Origin of the sequence: Streptomyces sp. R21 (assembly GCF_041051975.1) — a bacterium.
GTDB lineage: Bacteria > Actinomycetota > Actinomycetes > Streptomycetales > Streptomycetaceae > Streptomyces.
The window spans coordinates 5298766-5312898 of record NZ_CP163435.1; the positions used below are offsets into that span (position 1 = coordinate 5298766).

At 72.1% G+C, this 14133-nt stretch carries 16 protein-coding genes; 7 read left to right on the forward strand and 9 right to left on the reverse strand.

Annotated elements, in window-relative coordinates; translation table 11 throughout:
- Positions 1-63 precede the first annotated feature (63 nt).
- Entirely contained in the window at positions 64-597 is a 534-nt protein-coding gene (locus tag AB5J56_RS23645; RefSeq protein WP_369242727.1) for a hypothetical protein, read from the reverse strand.
- A 320-nt stretch (positions 598-917) separates the two neighbouring features.
- A complete protein-coding gene (locus AB5J56_RS23650) occupies positions 918-1145 on the reverse strand; it encodes a hypothetical protein (RefSeq protein WP_369234765.1) in 228 nt (75 codons plus the stop codon).
- 144 nt (positions 1146-1289) lie between these two features.
- On the opposite strand from AB5J56_RS23650, the gene upp reads away from it, so the two are divergent.
- Complete coding sequence (upp, locus tag AB5J56_RS23655) at positions 1290-1925, forward strand: uracil phosphoribosyltransferase (protein WP_369234766.1); 636 nt, start codon at positions 1290-1292, stop codon at positions 1923-1925.
- A gap of 10 nt (positions 1926-1935) precedes the next feature.
- Here the strand turns inward: upp and AB5J56_RS23660 are convergent, their stop codons facing one another.
- Positions 1936-2589, reverse strand: coding sequence for a LytR C-terminal domain-containing protein (locus AB5J56_RS23660; protein WP_369234767.1), 654 nt, complete (start codon positions 2587-2589; stop codon positions 1936-1938).
- A gap of 124 nt (positions 2590-2713) precedes the next feature.
- Positions 2714-3010, reverse strand: coding sequence for a type II toxin-antitoxin system VapB family antitoxin (locus AB5J56_RS23665; protein ID WP_003955420.1), 297 nt, complete (start codon positions 3008-3010; stop codon positions 2714-2716).
- Between the two features lie 115 nt (positions 3011-3125).
- Here AB5J56_RS23665 and AB5J56_RS23670 point away from each other — a divergent pair, with 115 nt between their 5' ends.
- The gene (locus tag AB5J56_RS23670; protein ID WP_369234768.1) at positions 3126-4817 is read left to right on the forward strand and encodes a helicase HerA-like domain-containing protein; all 1692 of its coding nucleotides are present in this window, start codon (positions 3126-3128) and stop codon (positions 4815-4817) included.
- Positions 4818-4836: 19 nt separating this feature from the next.
- On the opposite strand, the gene AB5J56_RS23675 is transcribed toward AB5J56_RS23670, so the two are convergent.
- The 5 genes from AB5J56_RS23675 to AB5J56_RS23695 all read right to left on the reverse strand — a co-directional run bounded on the left by AB5J56_RS23675 (position 4837) and on the right by AB5J56_RS23695 (position 7908).
- Positions 4837-4968, reverse strand: coding sequence for a hypothetical protein (locus AB5J56_RS23675; RefSeq protein ID WP_369234769.1), 132 nt, complete (start codon positions 4966-4968; stop codon positions 4837-4839).
- A 62-nt stretch (positions 4969-5030) separates the two neighbouring features.
- Positions 5031-5360, reverse strand: a complete 330-nt coding sequence (locus AB5J56_RS23680) for a hypothetical protein (protein ID WP_369234770.1) — start codon at positions 5358-5360, stop codon at positions 5031-5033.
- 100 nt (positions 5361-5460) lie between these two features.
- Positions 5461-6132, reverse strand: coding sequence for an HdeD family acid-resistance protein (locus AB5J56_RS23685; RefSeq protein WP_369234771.1), 672 nt, complete (start codon positions 6130-6132; stop codon positions 5461-5463).
- 455 nt (positions 6133-6587) lie between these two features.
- Positions 6588-7178 (reverse strand): HhH-GPD-type base excision DNA repair protein, encoded by a 591-nt coding sequence (locus AB5J56_RS23690; RefSeq protein ID WP_369234772.1) that lies wholly within the window; start codon positions 7176-7178, stop codon positions 6588-6590.
- Between the two features lie 25 nt (positions 7179-7203).
- Complete coding sequence (locus AB5J56_RS23695; RefSeq protein ID WP_369234773.1) at positions 7204-7908, reverse strand: siderophore-interacting protein; 705 nt, start codon at positions 7906-7908, stop codon at positions 7204-7206.
- Positions 7909-8000: 92 nt separating this feature from the next.
- Here AB5J56_RS23695 and AB5J56_RS23700 point away from each other — a divergent pair, with 92 nt between their 5' ends.
- From AB5J56_RS23700 to AB5J56_RS23720, 5 genes are all read left to right on the forward strand, one after another.
- The gene (locus tag AB5J56_RS23700) at positions 8001-10130 is read left to right on the forward strand and encodes a penicillin acylase family protein (protein WP_369234774.1); all 2130 of its coding nucleotides are present in this window, start codon (positions 8001-8003) and stop codon (positions 10128-10130) included.
- Positions 10130-10768 (forward strand): GNAT family N-acetyltransferase, encoded by a 639-nt coding sequence (locus AB5J56_RS23705; protein ID WP_369242729.1) that lies wholly within the window; start codon positions 10130-10132, stop codon positions 10766-10768. The genes AB5J56_RS23700 and AB5J56_RS23705 overlap by 1 nt, the downstream gene beginning before the upstream one ends.
- Before the next feature lie 4 nt (positions 10769-10772).
- On the forward strand, positions 10773-11252 hold the full coding sequence (locus AB5J56_RS23710) for a cupin domain-containing protein (protein WP_369234775.1): 480 nt from the start codon (positions 10773-10775) through the stop codon (positions 11250-11252).
- Positions 11249-12010 (forward strand): SDR family NAD(P)-dependent oxidoreductase, encoded by a 762-nt coding sequence (locus AB5J56_RS23715; protein ID WP_369234776.1) that lies wholly within the window; start codon positions 11249-11251, stop codon positions 12008-12010. The genes AB5J56_RS23710 and AB5J56_RS23715 overlap by 4 nt, the downstream gene beginning before the upstream one ends.
- A gap of 205 nt (positions 12011-12215) precedes the next feature.
- Positions 12216-14054, forward strand: coding sequence for a copper resistance CopC/CopD family protein (locus AB5J56_RS23720; RefSeq protein ID WP_369234777.1), 1839 nt, complete (start codon positions 12216-12218; stop codon positions 14052-14054).
- Positions 14055-14133 lie beyond the last annotated feature (79 nt).

A 14133-nucleotide genomic window follows, 5' to 3' on the forward strand; every position in this document is an offset into this window, starting at 1 on the left:
CGGAACCACCGGATCTGCCGGATCCGGTGGCGGCGTCTCGTCAGTGGTGCTCACCCGGGGAACCTAGCGGACGGTCTCCAGGACCTCGGCGGCTCCCAGGGCTTCGGCGATCGTGTTGAGCGCGTCGCCTTCCACCAGGGCGAGCAGTTCCTTCTCGCTCACCCCGAGGTCGACGAGGATCTCGCGGTCCCCGACGGGGCTGTGCGACACGGCCTCGCCGGACGCCTCGTCCTCCTCGTCCTCTTCGACGTCGTCGGGCTCACCGTCCTCCGTGCCGTCCAGGTCGAGGGAGTCCAGGTCGGCGTCGTCGTCGCCCGGCTCCCGTCCTAGTAGTTCGTCCGTGAGCAGGATCTCGCCGTACGAGCTGCGGGCAGCCGCGGCGGCGTCCGAGATGTAGATGCGAGGGTCCTCCTCGCCATCCACGCGGACGACGCCGAACCAGGCGTCCTCCTGCTCGATGAGTACGAGCACCGTGTCCTCGTCCGAGGCTTCACGGGCCAGGTCGGTCAGATCCGACAGGCTCTCCACATCGTCGAGCTCTGTGTCGCTCGCTTCCCACCCGTCTTCGGTGCGCGCGAGCAGTGCGGCGAAGTACACCGTGACTCTCCCACTGGTCATAGGCGTGCCGGTTGGGGGTCCCCCCGGCGGAGGCTGTGGGCGGGGAGCGTTTCTCCGAGCCCCACCCACTCGGAATCGTGGCAGAAACAGAGCGTTCAGGGGACGTCTTCGGCCTGCTGTGTCTGCCTCTTTTGATCGCTGTCAGCGGATCGTACGCGGCTGTCGGCCGACGCACGCGTATACCCCGGCCCCTACGACGCCGAAGCGGGCGGGCGCGGCGGGCGCACGTTCCACCTGCGAAAGGCGTGCCTGCCCACCGGTGGAAGGCACGTCGGCCCACCTGCGGAAGGCGCGCACTCCTACCAACGGAAGGTGCGCATGCGCATGGCGTGGCGCAGCCGGGCGGCCTTGGCGCGCCTGGGCTGGACCCGGTCGCGCAGCTCGCGCGCCTCGGTCAGCTCGCGCAGGAACTGCGCCCGCCGCCTCCGGCGCTCGGCGTCGCTCTCCTGCGACTCCGGCTGCGCGGGCTCTCCGGGGGGCTTCCCGGCGGGCTCTCCAAGACGCCGCGGGTCTTCGAGACGCCGCACATCCCTTTGCGTTTCCCGCCGCGGGGACTTCGCGTTCCGCTCCGGCATAGGCACACCACCCCAGGTCCGTCCCTCCCACTTTCCCTCGGACGGGCGGTTTGATGCCAGCGCGAGGGTCCCCGGGGCACGGTTACTGTTATGGGCATGCGTCTCCACGTCGTCGACCACCCCCTGGTCGCCCATAAGCTCACCACGCTGCGCGACCGGCGCACCGACTCCCCGACCTTCCGGCGGCTCGCCGACGAGCTGGTCACCCTGCTCGCGTACGAGGCCACCCGTGACGTGCGCACCGAGCAGGTCGACATCGTGACCCCGGTCGGCCCGACCACGGGCGTCAAGCTCTCCTACCCGCGCCCGCTGGTGGTGCCGATCCTGCGGGCCGGCCTCGGCATGCTCGACGGCATGGTGCGGCTGCTGCCGACCGCCGAGGTGGGCTTCATGGGCATGGTGCGCGACGAGGAGACGCTCCAGGCCTCCACGTACGCCACCCGTATGCCCGAGGACCTCTCGGGCCGCCAGGTCTACGTCCTCGACCCGATGCTGGCCACCGGCGGCACGCTCGTCGCGGCGATCCAGGAGCTGATCAAGCGCGGCGCGGACGACGTCACCGCCGTGGTGCTCCTCGCCGCCCCGGAGGGCGTCGAGATCATGGAGCGCGAGCTCGCGGGCACGCCGGTGACGGTCGTGACGGCCGCGGTCGACGAGCGCCTCAACGAGCACGGCTACATCGTGCCGGGCCTGGGCGACGCGGGGGACCGGCTGTACGGGGCTGCCGAATAACCCGTAGGGGCTAGCAGCTCTTCTTCGTGGTGGAGGGCGCCGGACGGGGCTTGGCCAGGACGGCCAGGGCCTTGTCGGCGTCCTCCTTCTTTGTCAGCGCCGAGTAGCCGGTGCCGATGATGAGGTCGACCTCGGAGGCCTTCTTGCGGCCGTCGGTCTTCAGCTCGGCGCCCGAGAGCTGGGTGTTCAGGACCGGGAGCGCCGCGCCGGAGGCCGTCTTCGCGCCGAGCAGTATCCCGGGGCCCTTGACCTTCTTGTCGTAGGCGTCCGCCGCGTTGCCCACGTCGCCGATGCGGAACCCGCGCTTCTTCAGCTCGTCCGCGGTCTCCTTCGCGAGCCCGCTGCGGGGCGTGGCGTTGAAGACGTTGACGGTGATCTGACCCGGCTTCGGCAGTGTCTTCGCCGCAGTGGTGGTGGCCGTGGCCGAGGGGCTGGTCTTCGCCGCGCAGTCCGCCTTCGGTCCTGCGGCCGAGGCCTTGTCGCCGCCGCCGGTGAAGACGTCGATGAGCTGCAGCGTGCCCCAGCCGATCAGTCCCAGTGCGGCCACGGACGCGATGACCGCGAACACGAGCCTGCGGCGCCCCCGTGGTCGGCGCATCCTCGGGTACTTGTCCCCCGTGATCCGGTACTGACCGCCCATGCCAGGGGGAGTGAGCATGCTCATGGGCGCAGCGTAGTGCGCCGGGGCGGCGATGCCTACTAAATGATCATTGCCCGGCGCTCAGTCCAACCCAAAAGGGTCAACCCACGGTCGCTTCCCGGCTCCGGGAGCGCGTCGGTCCGGTCTCTCAGCCCAGTTCGAGGACGCGGGCGTGGAGTACCTGGCGCTGCTGGAGCGCGGCGCGGACGGCGCGGTGCAGGCCGTCCTCCAGATACAGGTCGCCCTGCCACTTCACGACGTGCGCGAAGAGGTCGCCGTAGAACGTGGAGTCCTCGGCGAGCAGTGTTTCCAGGTCGAGCTGGCCCTTGGTCGTCACGAGCTGATCGAGGCGGACCGGGCGCGGCGCGACATCCGCCCACTGCCGGGTGCTTTCCCGGCCGTGGTCGGGGTACGGCCGGCCGTTTCCGATGCGCTTGAAGATCACACGGAAAGCCTACCGGTCAAGACCTTCCGGGCGCAGCCATGGCGGCGGAGTGCGACGCTGCAAAAGACGCCGTATATCCGGGCAGAACGGCAACAAGCGGAAACAGGGGCCTGAGATGAGTGACAGCGAGACCGTTCCTTCGGCCGTCGCCCCTGATGCGGAGGGTGCCGCTCCCTATGTGACCGGTGCTGTCCCAGAGCGAGCGGCCGGTGCCGTCCCCGATGCGGCCGGTGTCGCCTCGGACACGGCCGGAAGTGCTCCCGCGCTCCCCCAGGAGGCTCTGGAGATCGCCTCCGGGTACGCCTTCTCCGGTCCCGCCCTCGATCTGGGCGCCCTTCTGTGGGACGCCAAGTGCCTGCCCGACGCGCAGATCCGCATCCCGCTGCCGATGCTCAACCGGCACGGCCTGGTCGCGGGTGCCACCGGCACCGGCAAGACCAAGACGCTGCAACTGATCGCCGAGCAGCTCTCCGCGCAGGGCGTGCCCGTGTTCCTCGCCGACATCAAGGGCGACATCTCCGGGATCTCGGCCGCGGGCGAGGCGAACGACAAGGTGCGGGCGCGGGCCGCGGAGGTCCACCAGGAGTGGACGGCGACCGGGTTCCCCGCCGAGTTCTACGCCCTCGGCGGCCTGGGGCACGGCATCCCCGTACGGGCGACCATCACCAGCTTCGGTCCGGTGCTCCTGTCCAAGGTGCTCCATCTCAACCAGACCCAGGAGCAGTCGCTCGGCCTGATCTTCCACTACGCCGACCAGAAGGGTCTCGAACTGGTCGACCTGAAGGATCTGCGGGCGGTCGTCACCTTTCTGACCTCGGACGAGGGCAAGGCCGAGCTGAAGGGGATCGGCGGTCTCTCGTCGGCGACGGCCGGGGTGATCCTGCGGTCCCTCACCGCCTTCGAGGCGCAAGGGATGAGCCCCTTCTTCGGGGAGCCGGAGTTCGACACGAGCGAGCTGCTGCGGACGGCGGGGGACGGCCGCGGCCTGGTCTCGGTCCTCGAACTGCCCGCCGTGCAGGACAAGCCGCAGCTGTTCTCCACCTTCCTGATGTGGCTGCTGGCCGACCTCTTTCACGACCTGCCCGAGGTCGGCGACGTGGACAAGCCGAAGCTCGTCTTCTTCTTCGACGAGGCGCATCTGCTCTTCAACGACGCCTCCAAGGCCTTCCTGGACTCGATCACGCAGACCGTCCGCCTCATTCGCTCGAAAGGGGTCGGCGTCTTCTTCGTGACGCAGACCCCGAAGGACGTACCGTCCGACGTCCTCGCCCAGCTCGGCAACCGCGTCCAGCACGCGCTGCGCGCCTTCACGCCCGACGACCAGAAGGCGCTGAAGGCCACGGTGAAGACCTTCCCGAACTCCGCCTACGACCTGGAGGAGGTCCTCACCGGCCTCGGCACCGGCGAGGCCGTGGTGACCGTGCTGAGCGAGAAGGGCGCGCCGACACCGGTCGCGGCGACGCGGCTGCGGGCGCCGGAGTCGCTGATGGGGCCCGTCGACGCGACCGTCCTGGACAGCGCCGTCATGGCCTCCCCGCTGCACGGGAGGTATGCACAGGCTGTGGACCGGGAGTCGGCGTACGAGAAGCTGACGGCGCGGGAGGCCGAGCCCGAGAAGGCCGAGGAGCCTGAGAAGGCCAAGGAGTCGGCCAAGCCCAAGGCGTCGGCGAAGGCCAAGGAGGAGGCTTCCGTCGTCGAACAGGTCGTCGGCAGCGGCATGTTCAAGTCCCTGGCGCGTTCCGTCGGCACGCAGATCGGCCGTGAGATCACCCGCTCGCTCTTCGGGACGGCGCGGCGGAGGCGGTAGAGCCGCCTCCGCCGGCCGGTCAGTGGTCCTGGTTCTTCGGGGGCTGCTGGGGCTTGTTCTCCTTCGTGTCCGGACTCGGTGTCCTGGGTGTGCTGCGTGCGGCCTCGGCGCGCAGGAGGGCGCGCAGGACCGTGTACGGGTCGATGGGCATGGCTGTGTTCCTCGCGTCGTGCTGACTGACCTTCCGGCTGACCGTTGGGGGAGCGGGGTCTGTCAGCAGCGCAGGACCACGGAGCGCAGAGCCTGCAGTGCGTGCAGGGGGTACGGCGGTCGGGGCGGTGCGACGCGGGCGCGGCCGGCGTCGGGGGTGCCGTACGCAGGGAGTGGTGCGGGGCGCAGGGGTACGACGGCTCGGCGGATCGCGCGGACTGCGTGGGCCGGGGGTCGTACCGCCGCGTCCAGGACGTCGTACTCGACGATCTCCATGGACGCGGCGGATGCCACGTGCACCTCGGTGTGTGTGCCCGGCACCGTCAGGGCGAGCAGCAGCACGAGGACCCGCAGCCAGGCACGGCTGCGCGGGAGGCTTCGTGCGGTGCTCACGGAGGTCATCTCCCCAGCCGGCGTCCGGCGTTCATCACGCGGCCGTGAGATCCGCCCGCACGGCGTACCCGGGGCGCCCGGTGTTGACGCCGCGCGGGGCTCACACCGTGTGCGGGACCTGCCGCGCGCGCCCCCGGATCCGGATGGCGGTGATGATCTCGACGACGCCGACCGCGACCAGCCAGATACCGCCGACCAGGGTGAGCACCGCCACCGACTCGAACGGCGAGTCGATCAGCACGATCCCGGCGACGAACGTGAGGATCCCGAGGAAGATCTGCCAGCCGCGTGCGGGCATGCTCCGGTCGGAGGCGGCGGCCAGGGTCTGGGTGATCCCGCGGATGAGCCAGCCGATGCCGATCCACAGGGCGAGCAGCAGGATCGACTGCATGGGGCCGCGGAAGCAGAACAGGCCCAGCAGGATCGACAGGGCGCCGCTGATGAAGGCGAGGACGCGCAGTGAGGTCGTCCGGTGCGTGCCGAAGGCGGCGACCAGCTGGAACACGCCGCTGATCACGAGGTAGACGCCGAACAGGATGCCGGCGGCGAACAGCGAGGCGCCCGGCCACACCAGGACCAGGACGCCCAGGACCAGGGACGCGACGCCGGTGAGCAGAACGACCTGCCAGGCCGCACGGGAGAGGGTGTGCAGGGGCCCCTCGAGGGGCGGTTCGGGCTCGTGTCCGCCGGGGCCGGAGGGCGAGTGCCGGGCGTGGGCCCGGCGGTCGTCGTACTCCGGACCCCAGGAGGTACCGCTCGGTGTCTCGCTCATGCCCCATGCTGGGATCGCGTACGGCCCTGTCGCCACCGGGGGCGGGCCACCCGGCTGATGCCGTGGCTGGCCGGGGGCCCGGCCGATGCCGCCGCGAAACCGGGTGCGGATCCCCGGCTGATGCCGTCGCGAACCGCGTGCGGACCCCCGGCTGATGCCCTGGCGGCGTGAGGGAGGGCATCCGGCCGAGGCCGGCGAAACCTTGGCGCGGGCCGCCCGGCCGACGCCGTCGCCGACCGGGCACGGGCCTCGGGCGCCCCCGTTGCCGACCGGCGCGGGTCCCGGCCCATGCCGTGGCCGCTGGGGTCGGGCTGCCGGGCCGGTCCCGCAGCCCCTCAGGTCAGGTCACCCGGCCGATCCCGTAGGCCTCGGGTCAGGCCGCCTGACCGACGCCGCAGCCCTCGGATCAGGCCGCCCGACCGACCCTGTCGCCACGAAGCGAAGGCCGGAGCCCCCTAATTCCCGGCCTTCTCCGCCCTCGCCGCCGCCTTCATCTCCTGCTTGTGCGCCCGTACCTTGACCAGCGACTCGGGTCCGGTGATGTCGGCGACGGAGCGGAAGGACTTCGCCTCGCCGTAGGCGCCCGCGGCCTCCCGCCAGTCCTTGGGGCGTACGCCGAGCTGCTTGCCCAGCAGTGCCAGGAAGATCTGTGCCTTCTGCTTGCCGAAGCCGGGCAGGTCCTCCAGCCGGCGCAGCAGCTCCCGACCGTCCTCGACGCCCTTCCAGACGAGCTCGGCGTTGCCGTCGTAGTGCTCGACGAGGTACTGGCACAGCTGCTGGATCCGCTTGGCCATGGAGCCGGGATAGCGGTGCACGGCGGGCTTGTCCGAGAGCAGCGCGGCGAAGGCCTCCGGGTCGTACGCGGCGATCTCGTGCGCGTCCAGGTCCTCGGCGCCCAGCCGCTTGGCGACGGTCGAGGGCCCCTTGAACGCCCACTCCATCGGAACCTGCTGGTCCAGCAGCATGCCGACCAGCGCGGCGAGCGGGGACCGCCCGAGCAGCTCGTCGGCCTCGGGGTCCTGGGCGAGGTGAAGGGTGACGTCCATGACCCCGATCATGCCGCGTACGGGGTCAGGCCGCCCGCCAGTACCCGAGCGCGTGCATCCGGTCCTTGGGGACGCCCAGTTCCTTGCGGACGTACGAGGACAGGGTCCGGGTCGTCGCCGTGTCGCAGGCGATCCAGACGTACGCGTCGGGGTGGACCCGCAGCAGGCCGGGGAGGTCCTCCCGCACCCGGTCGACCAGGCGGTCGCCGGTGCGGATCTCGTGGCGGGCGGGGTCGGTGCGGAACGGGAGACCGTCGGCGGCGCCCCCGAACCAGATCGTCGCCGGGGACGAGTCCAGCGCTGCCAGCAGGGAGTTGACGGCGGGCAGGGAGGCCGGGTCGCCGATCGCGAAGACGTGGGTCGGGGCGGGATCGGGCTCCTCGAAGCCCGTGCCGTGGACCGTGGCCTCGATCGTGTCGCCGGGCTTCGCCGCCCGCGCCCAGTCGCTGGCGACGCCTTCGTGGAGGGCGAACTCCAGGCTGAAGGCGCCGGCCGCCGGGTCCGGGTCGACGAGGGTGTACGCCCGCTGGTGGGGCCTGCCCGCGTTGTCGAACCAGAGGCGGACCCACATGGTCGGATGGATGCCGGTCGCCGCGAGCATGCCGCCGTCGGTGAGGTGGACGCGCCGGTAGTCCGGGGTCACGTCCTCGGCGTCCGTCACGGTGCACGTGAAGTCCTTCGCGCGCAGCAGCCTGAGGACCGCGCCCTCCCAGCCGTGACCCTGGCCCATGCCCCGTCCCCTGCCCCTCGCGTACGCTCTCGCCACCATTTAAGTTAGGTTAGCCTAACCTGAAAAAGGTGGGGAAGAAGTGGGGATGAAACGTGGCCGTCGAGATCTACCGTGACGACTGGGGGATCCCGCACCTGCGCGCCGGCAGCGCACGCGAACTCGCCCACGCCCAGGGCCGTGTCACCGCCCTCGACCGCGCCTGGCAGCTGGAGGTCGAACGGCACCGTTCGCAGGGCACCTCGGCCGCTTTCCTCGGCGCCGAAGCCGTCGGCTGGGACCGCCTGGCCCGCCGCGCCCGCCTCGACGACACCGCCCGCCGCTGCTTCGCCGCCCTGGAACGGCGCGACCCCGAGACGGCCGACTGGATCGTGGCGTACGTCGACGGCGTGAACGAAGGGCTCGCGGAAGGGGCCCGGCACGCCCCCGAGTTCGCGGCGGCCGGGCTCGCCCCCGGGCGCTGGGAGCCCTGGTCCCCGTTCGGTGTCTGGCTCGGCACGCACATCCTGTTCGCGGGCTTCCCCGCCAAGCTGTGGCGCGAGGAGGTCGCAGGGCAGCTGGGCGCGGACGCGGTCGGGCTGTTCGCCACCGACGGTCCCGGCACCTCCGGCAGCAACGGCTGGCTCGTCTCCGGCGAGCGCACCGCCACCGGACTCCCGGTCATCGGGGGAGACCCGCACCGCTTCATCGAGGACCCCGGCGTCTACCAGCAGATCCACCTGGCCTGCCCCGAATTCGACGTCGTCGGCCTCGCCGTCCCCGGTATCCCGGGCATCGCCCACTTCGCCCACACCGGCCATGTCGCCTGGGCGATCACCAACGCCATGGCCGACTACCAGGACCTCTACCGCGAGCGGCTGCGACGCCGGGGCACGCGGGTCGAGGCCCTCGGCCCCGACGGCGAGTGGCGGCCCGCCGCACGGCACTTGGAGACGGTCGAGGTCGCGGGGGGAGAGCCGGTCGAGGTCGAGGTGATCGAGACCGACCGCGGACCCGTCGTCATCGGAGGGGTGGGCGAGGAGGGTGCCGAGGAAGGGGCCGTCGGGGGCGAGGCCGTCGGTCCGATCAGCCTCCGCCACCCGCCCCGCGTCACCGAGGACCTCGGCTTCAGCGCGCTGCTCCCCCTGCTGCGGGCCCGCCGGGTCGCCGACGTGGACCGGGCCTTCGACGCCTGGGCCGAGCCGGTGAACGTCGTGCAGGCCGCCGACACCGAGGGTGGGCTGCTGCACCGGGTCGCCGGCAAGGTGCCGGTGCGCGCCGCGGCGAACCGTACGCGGATCGTCGCCGCCTGCGAGCCCGGGCACGAGTGGCAGGGCTGGCACGAGATGCCGTACGGCACGGTCGACGACGGCCTCGCCGTCATGGCGAACCAGCGCGGCCCCGCCACTCCTCTCGGCGTCGAGTTCGCCCCGCCGCACCGCGCCACCCGCATCCGACAGCTCCTGTCCGCGCAGGACAAGTGGTCGGCGGTGGACATGCCCGCCCTCCACATGGACACCCATCTAGCTTCCGCGGCAGCCCTGTTGGACCACATCGCTGCGCTGACGGACGAGCGGCTCAGCCCGGCCGCCGCCGAACTCACCGCCCAACTCCTGTGCTGGGACCGGCGGATGGAGGCGAGCAGCACCGGGGCCGCCGTGTTCGCCGCCGTGCGCAGTGCGGTCGTACGACGGCTCGCGGCACACCCCGCCTTCGCGTGCCTGGCCGATCCGCCCGCCTACCCCGAGATCTTCCGGCCGTGGCTGGCGCTCACCCCGCGGATCGCCTTCGCCCTCGAACACCTCCTCACGGCAAGGGAGTTGTACGGCATCGACCGCGCGGCCGTGGTCCGGGACGCCGTCGAGGAGGTGGCCGCCGTACAGCAGACCGGCACGTGGGGCGACACTCACCGCCTGGCCCCCTGGCGGGCGCTCGCCACCATGTCGTACGACGAACCGGGTCTGTCCGGGGACCACGACTGCGTGCTGTGCACCTCCGCCGTGCCGGGCCTCACCGACCTGGCCGCGCGCGGGCCGGCCGCCCGCTACGTCTGGGACCTGGCCCGCCGCGACGACAGCCTCTGGGTGGTGCCCTTCGGCGCCTCCGGCATCCCCGGCTCGCCCCATCACCGCGACCAACTCCCCTTGTGGCTCACGGGAGATCTGGCACCGGTCGTCACCGACTGGAGCCGCCTTGAGCCGACTGAGCCACTGAGCCGCCCGACGAACACGAAGGAACACGGATGATGTCCGAGCCGTACGCCCACGCCCGCGCCGCCGTCCACGAGCAGGCCGTCGACGGCTTCGGGACCGTCCGTATCCTGCCCCTCGACCCGCACGCCGACCTGGACGTCGTCCACGCCTGGGTGAGCGAGGAGCGCGCCGTCTTCTGGGGCATGAACGGGCTGAGCCGGGAGCAGATCCTGGAGGCGTACGTCCATCTGGACTCGCTCGACACCCACCACGCCTTCCTCGCGGTCAGGGACGGCGAACCGGCCGCCCTCTTCCAGACGTACGAGCCCGAGGCCGACCGGGTCGGCGAGTGCTACGACGTCGAGCCCGGCGACATCGGCGTTCATGTTCTCATCGGCCCGAGCCGCCCCACCGGCCCGTCCGGATCAGGCGGCGCCCGCCCCGGCTTCTCCGCCGCGCTGCTGAGCGCGTTCACCGCGTATGTGCTGCTCGGGCTCGACCGGCGCCGGGTCGTCGTCGACCCCGACGAGCGCAACGAGAAGGCCGTCGCCCGCTTCCTCCGACAGGGGTTCGTGGCCGGCCCGTCCGTCGTGCTGCCCGAGATCGACCTGCCGGACGTGTACCTGCCCGAGAAGCGCGCCCGGCTCGCCTTCCTCACTCGCCGATCGGCCTTCGGGGACGTCGTACGGTGACCGGGTGACTCCTGAAGACCTGATCGGCCACTACGAGTTGGAGCCCATCCCCCGCGAGGGCGGCCTCTTCCGCCGTACGTGGGCGGGGCCCGAGCGCGCCGACGGCCGCCCCGAAGGTTCCGCGATCGTCGCCCTGCTCACCGCCGAGCCGGGCGACTACTCGGCCCTCCACCGGCTCCCCGCCGACGAGATCTGGCACTTCTACCTCGGCGACCCGATGGACATGCTCCTCCTCGCCCCCGACGGAACATCCCGCGCGGCCGTCCTCGGCCCCGACATACTCGGCGGCCAGCACCTGCAGCTCACCGTCCCCGCGGGCACCTGGATGGGCGCGCGGGTCGCCGCGGGCGGCGCCTGGTCCTTCTTCGGCTGCACGATGGCCCCCGGCTTCACCTACCGCGACTACGAGCACGGGGACCCCGCCGAACTGGCCGTCCGCTACCCCGCGGAGGCGGTGCGGATCGCCGCGCTGGGCCGCCCGTGACAGCGGCCGGACTCCTCGCCGGGCAGGTCGCCCTCGTGACCGGGGCCGCGGGCGGGATCGGCCGGGGGATCGCACTGCGGCTCGCGCGGGCCGGGGCGGCGGTCGCGGTCCACACCCGTACGTCGGACGCGGCTGAAGTGGTGGACGCCGTACGGGAGTCGGGTGGAACGGCGGTCGCACTGCGGGGCGATCTGCGGGACGAGGACGCGTGCCGCCGGGTGGTCCGTGAGGCCGCGGAGTGGGGCGGGAGGCTGACTTCCCTGGTCAACAACGCGGGCGTGCAGCCGGTTCAGCAACTGCCCGGCATGTCCCTGGCCGACTGGAGGGCCGTCGTCGACACCAACCTGTCGAGCGTCTTCGCCTGCACCCAGGCCGCCGCCGAGGTGATGCGGGAGACCGGCGGCGGCACCATCACCCACATCGCCTCCATCGAGGCCGCCCACCCCGCCCCGCTGCACGCCCACTACGCCGCCTCCAAGGCCGCCGTCGTCATGCACGCCCGCGCCGCGGCCCTCGAATACGGGCCGCACGGCATCCGCGTGAACACCGTCTCGCCAGGCCTGGTCGACCGCGAAGGACTCGCCGAGGCCTGGCCGGACGGCGTACGACGCTGGCAACAGGCCGCGCCCACAGGGAGGTTGGGGCGCCCCGAGGACATCGGCGACGCCTGCGTGTTCCTCGCCTCGCCGCTGGCGTCCTGGATCAGCGGCCACGACCTGGTGGTGGACGGAGGCGTGTCCGCGCGGCCGACCTGGTGAGCGGGAGGCTCATGCGTCGAGCGCGGGTACCGAGGCGGGCGCGGTGAGCGCTTCACGGTGCGCGTCCGTATACCCGTACACCTGGAGACCCGGATCCGGAGACGGAGAGCGAGACGTGGGCGAACGGCAGGAAGAAGGACACCGTGGCGCACGAGGCGGCGGACAAGGAGGAGAGCCCGGCCGGCGACGGCGGGTCGTTCGGCGCATGGTGCTGCTGGGCGCCGTGCTGGGCCTGCTCCTCCTCGGCGGCGCCGGCACCGCGTCCGCGCACGCCGCCCTCAGCGGCACCGACCCGGGCGACGGAACCGTCCTCAAGTCCGCCCCGGGCGCCGTCACCCTGACCTTCACCGAGTCCGTCGGTCTCCTCGACGACTCCTTCCGCGTCCTCGACCCCGACAACCGGCGCGTCCACACCGGCGCACCGCAACACGCGGACGACCGCTCCGACACCGCCCGCGTGACCCTCCCCCGCGACCTGGGAACCGGCACGTTCACGGTGGCCTGGCGGGTCGTCTCGGCGGACAGCCACCCCGTCTCCGGCGCCTTCACCTTCGCCGTCGGCAAGCCCTCCGCCACCCAGGCGGTGCTGCCGGACACCCCCACCGAGGACCCGGTCACCGGCAGCCTCTACGACATCGCCCGCTACGCCGCGTACACCGCCCTCGCCCTCCTCATCGGCACCGCCGTCTTCGCCCTGGTCTGCCGCCCGAACGACACCGGCCCCCTGAAGCAGCCGCTCCTCGCCGGCTGGTGGACCCTGCTCGCCGCCACGCTCGCGCTGCTCGTGCTGCGCGGCCCGTACGAGACGGGCAGCGGCCCGGCGACGGCCTTCGACCCGTCCGCCCTGCGCCACACACTGACCAGCCGACCAGGTGCCGTACTGCTGGCAAGGCTGGTGCTGCTGGCAGCGGCGGCCGCGTTGTCGCTACGGCTGAAGGGGCGGCCGGAGCGGGAACAGCGCACCCCCGCCCTCCTCGCCACGGGCGCCGTGCTCTCCGTCGCCCTCGCGCTGACCTGGGCCGCCGCCGAGCACGCCTCCGCCGGCATCCAGGTGCCCCTGGCGATGACGTCCTCGGTGCTGCACCTGCTCGCCATGGCGGTCTGGCTCGGCGGCCTGGCCGCCCTGCTCACCACCCTCTACCGCTCCCGTTCGGCCGCCCCCCTCCCCGCGACCGCCCTCCCCCGCTTCTCCCGCCTCGCCTTCACCTCAGTGACCGTCCTGACCGTCACCGGCATCTACCAGTCCTGGCGCGGCCTCGGCTCCTGGCACGCCCTCACCTCCACGTCGTACGGCGACATCCTGATCGCCAAGCTGTGCGCGGTGGTTGTGCTGCTGACGGCGGCGGCCTTCTCACGGAGGTGGACGGCGCGGCTGGCGGTGGCGGAGGCGCCGGAGGAGGAGAAGGACAAGGAGAGGGAGCGGGCGAAGGAGAAGGTGCTGGAGCGGGTGGGGGGATCGGCGGCGGCGGAGGCCCCGGTGGTCCCGACGGCCGAGGTGGTCACCGGGGCCTCCGCCGACGACGTACCGCCCGACGACGTACCGCCCCTTCCGGTCCGTAATCTGCGCCGCTCCGTTCTGGCCGAAGTCACCGTCGGCATCGTGGTGCTGGTGATCACCACCGTGCTCACGGGCACGCTGCCGGGGCGGGCCGCGACCGAGGCGTCGGCCGCCACAGCGACGGGGTCGGCCGCGGGGGCGCCCACCTCGTCCACCACGGTGATCCCCTTCGATGTGGGCACCCCGGGCGGTCGCGGCAAGGTGCAGATCACGCTCGAACCGGGCCGGGTCGGCGAGAACACCGTCCAGGCCGTGGTGTTCGGCTCCGACGGCGGCATCTCCACCGTCCCCGAACTGCGCCTCTCCTTCACCCTCGCCGACCAGAAGATCGGCCCCCTGGACGCCGGCCTCACCGACCAGGGCGGCTACTGGGGCACCGAGGCGGTCAACCTGCCCTTCCCCGGCACCTGGACGATGAAAGTGACGGTGCGGGTCTCCGAGCTGGACCAGGTGAGCGAGTCGAAGACGGTACGGATCGCGCGCTGAAGCCCGGCCCGGTGGAGATGTTGAAACAACAACGTGGTGAACCCTTGGCCAACGCCGTACGCTCCCCCTGATCGATCAA

Coding starts and splice junctions, on each gene's coding strand:
- upp (WP_369234766.1), top strand. CDS start 1,290: ATGCGTCTCCACGTCGTCGACCACCCCCTGGTCGCCCATAAGCTCACC.
- AB5J56_RS23660 (WP_369234767.1), bottom strand. CDS start 2,589: ATGAGCATGCTCACTCCCCCTGGCATGGGCGGTCAGTACCGGATCACG.
- AB5J56_RS23670 (WP_369234768.1), top strand. CDS start 3,126: ATGAGTGACAGCGAGACCGTTCCTTCGGCCGTCGCCCCTGATGCGGAG.
- AB5J56_RS23675 (WP_369234769.1), bottom strand. CDS start 4,968: ATGCCCATCGACCCGTACACGGTCCTGCGCGCCCTCCTGCGCGCCGAG.
- AB5J56_RS23685 (WP_369234771.1), bottom strand. CDS start 6,132: ATGAGCGAGACACCGAGCGGTACCTCCTGGGGTCCGGAGTACGACGAC.
- AB5J56_RS23690 (WP_369234772.1), bottom strand. CDS start 7,178: ATGGACGTCACCCTTCACCTCGCCCAGGACCCCGAGGCCGACGAGCTG.
- AB5J56_RS23695 (WP_369234773.1), bottom strand. CDS start 7,908: ATGGGCCAGGGTCACGGCTGGGAGGGCGCGGTCCTCAGGCTGCTGCGC.
- AB5J56_RS23705 (WP_369242729.1), top strand. CDS start 10,130: ATGTCCGAGCCGTACGCCCACGCCCGCGCCGCCGTCCACGAGCAGGCC.
- AB5J56_RS23720 (WP_369234777.1), top strand. CDS start 12,216: ATGGTGCTGCTGGGCGCCGTGCTGGGCCTGCTCCTCCTCGGCGGCGCC.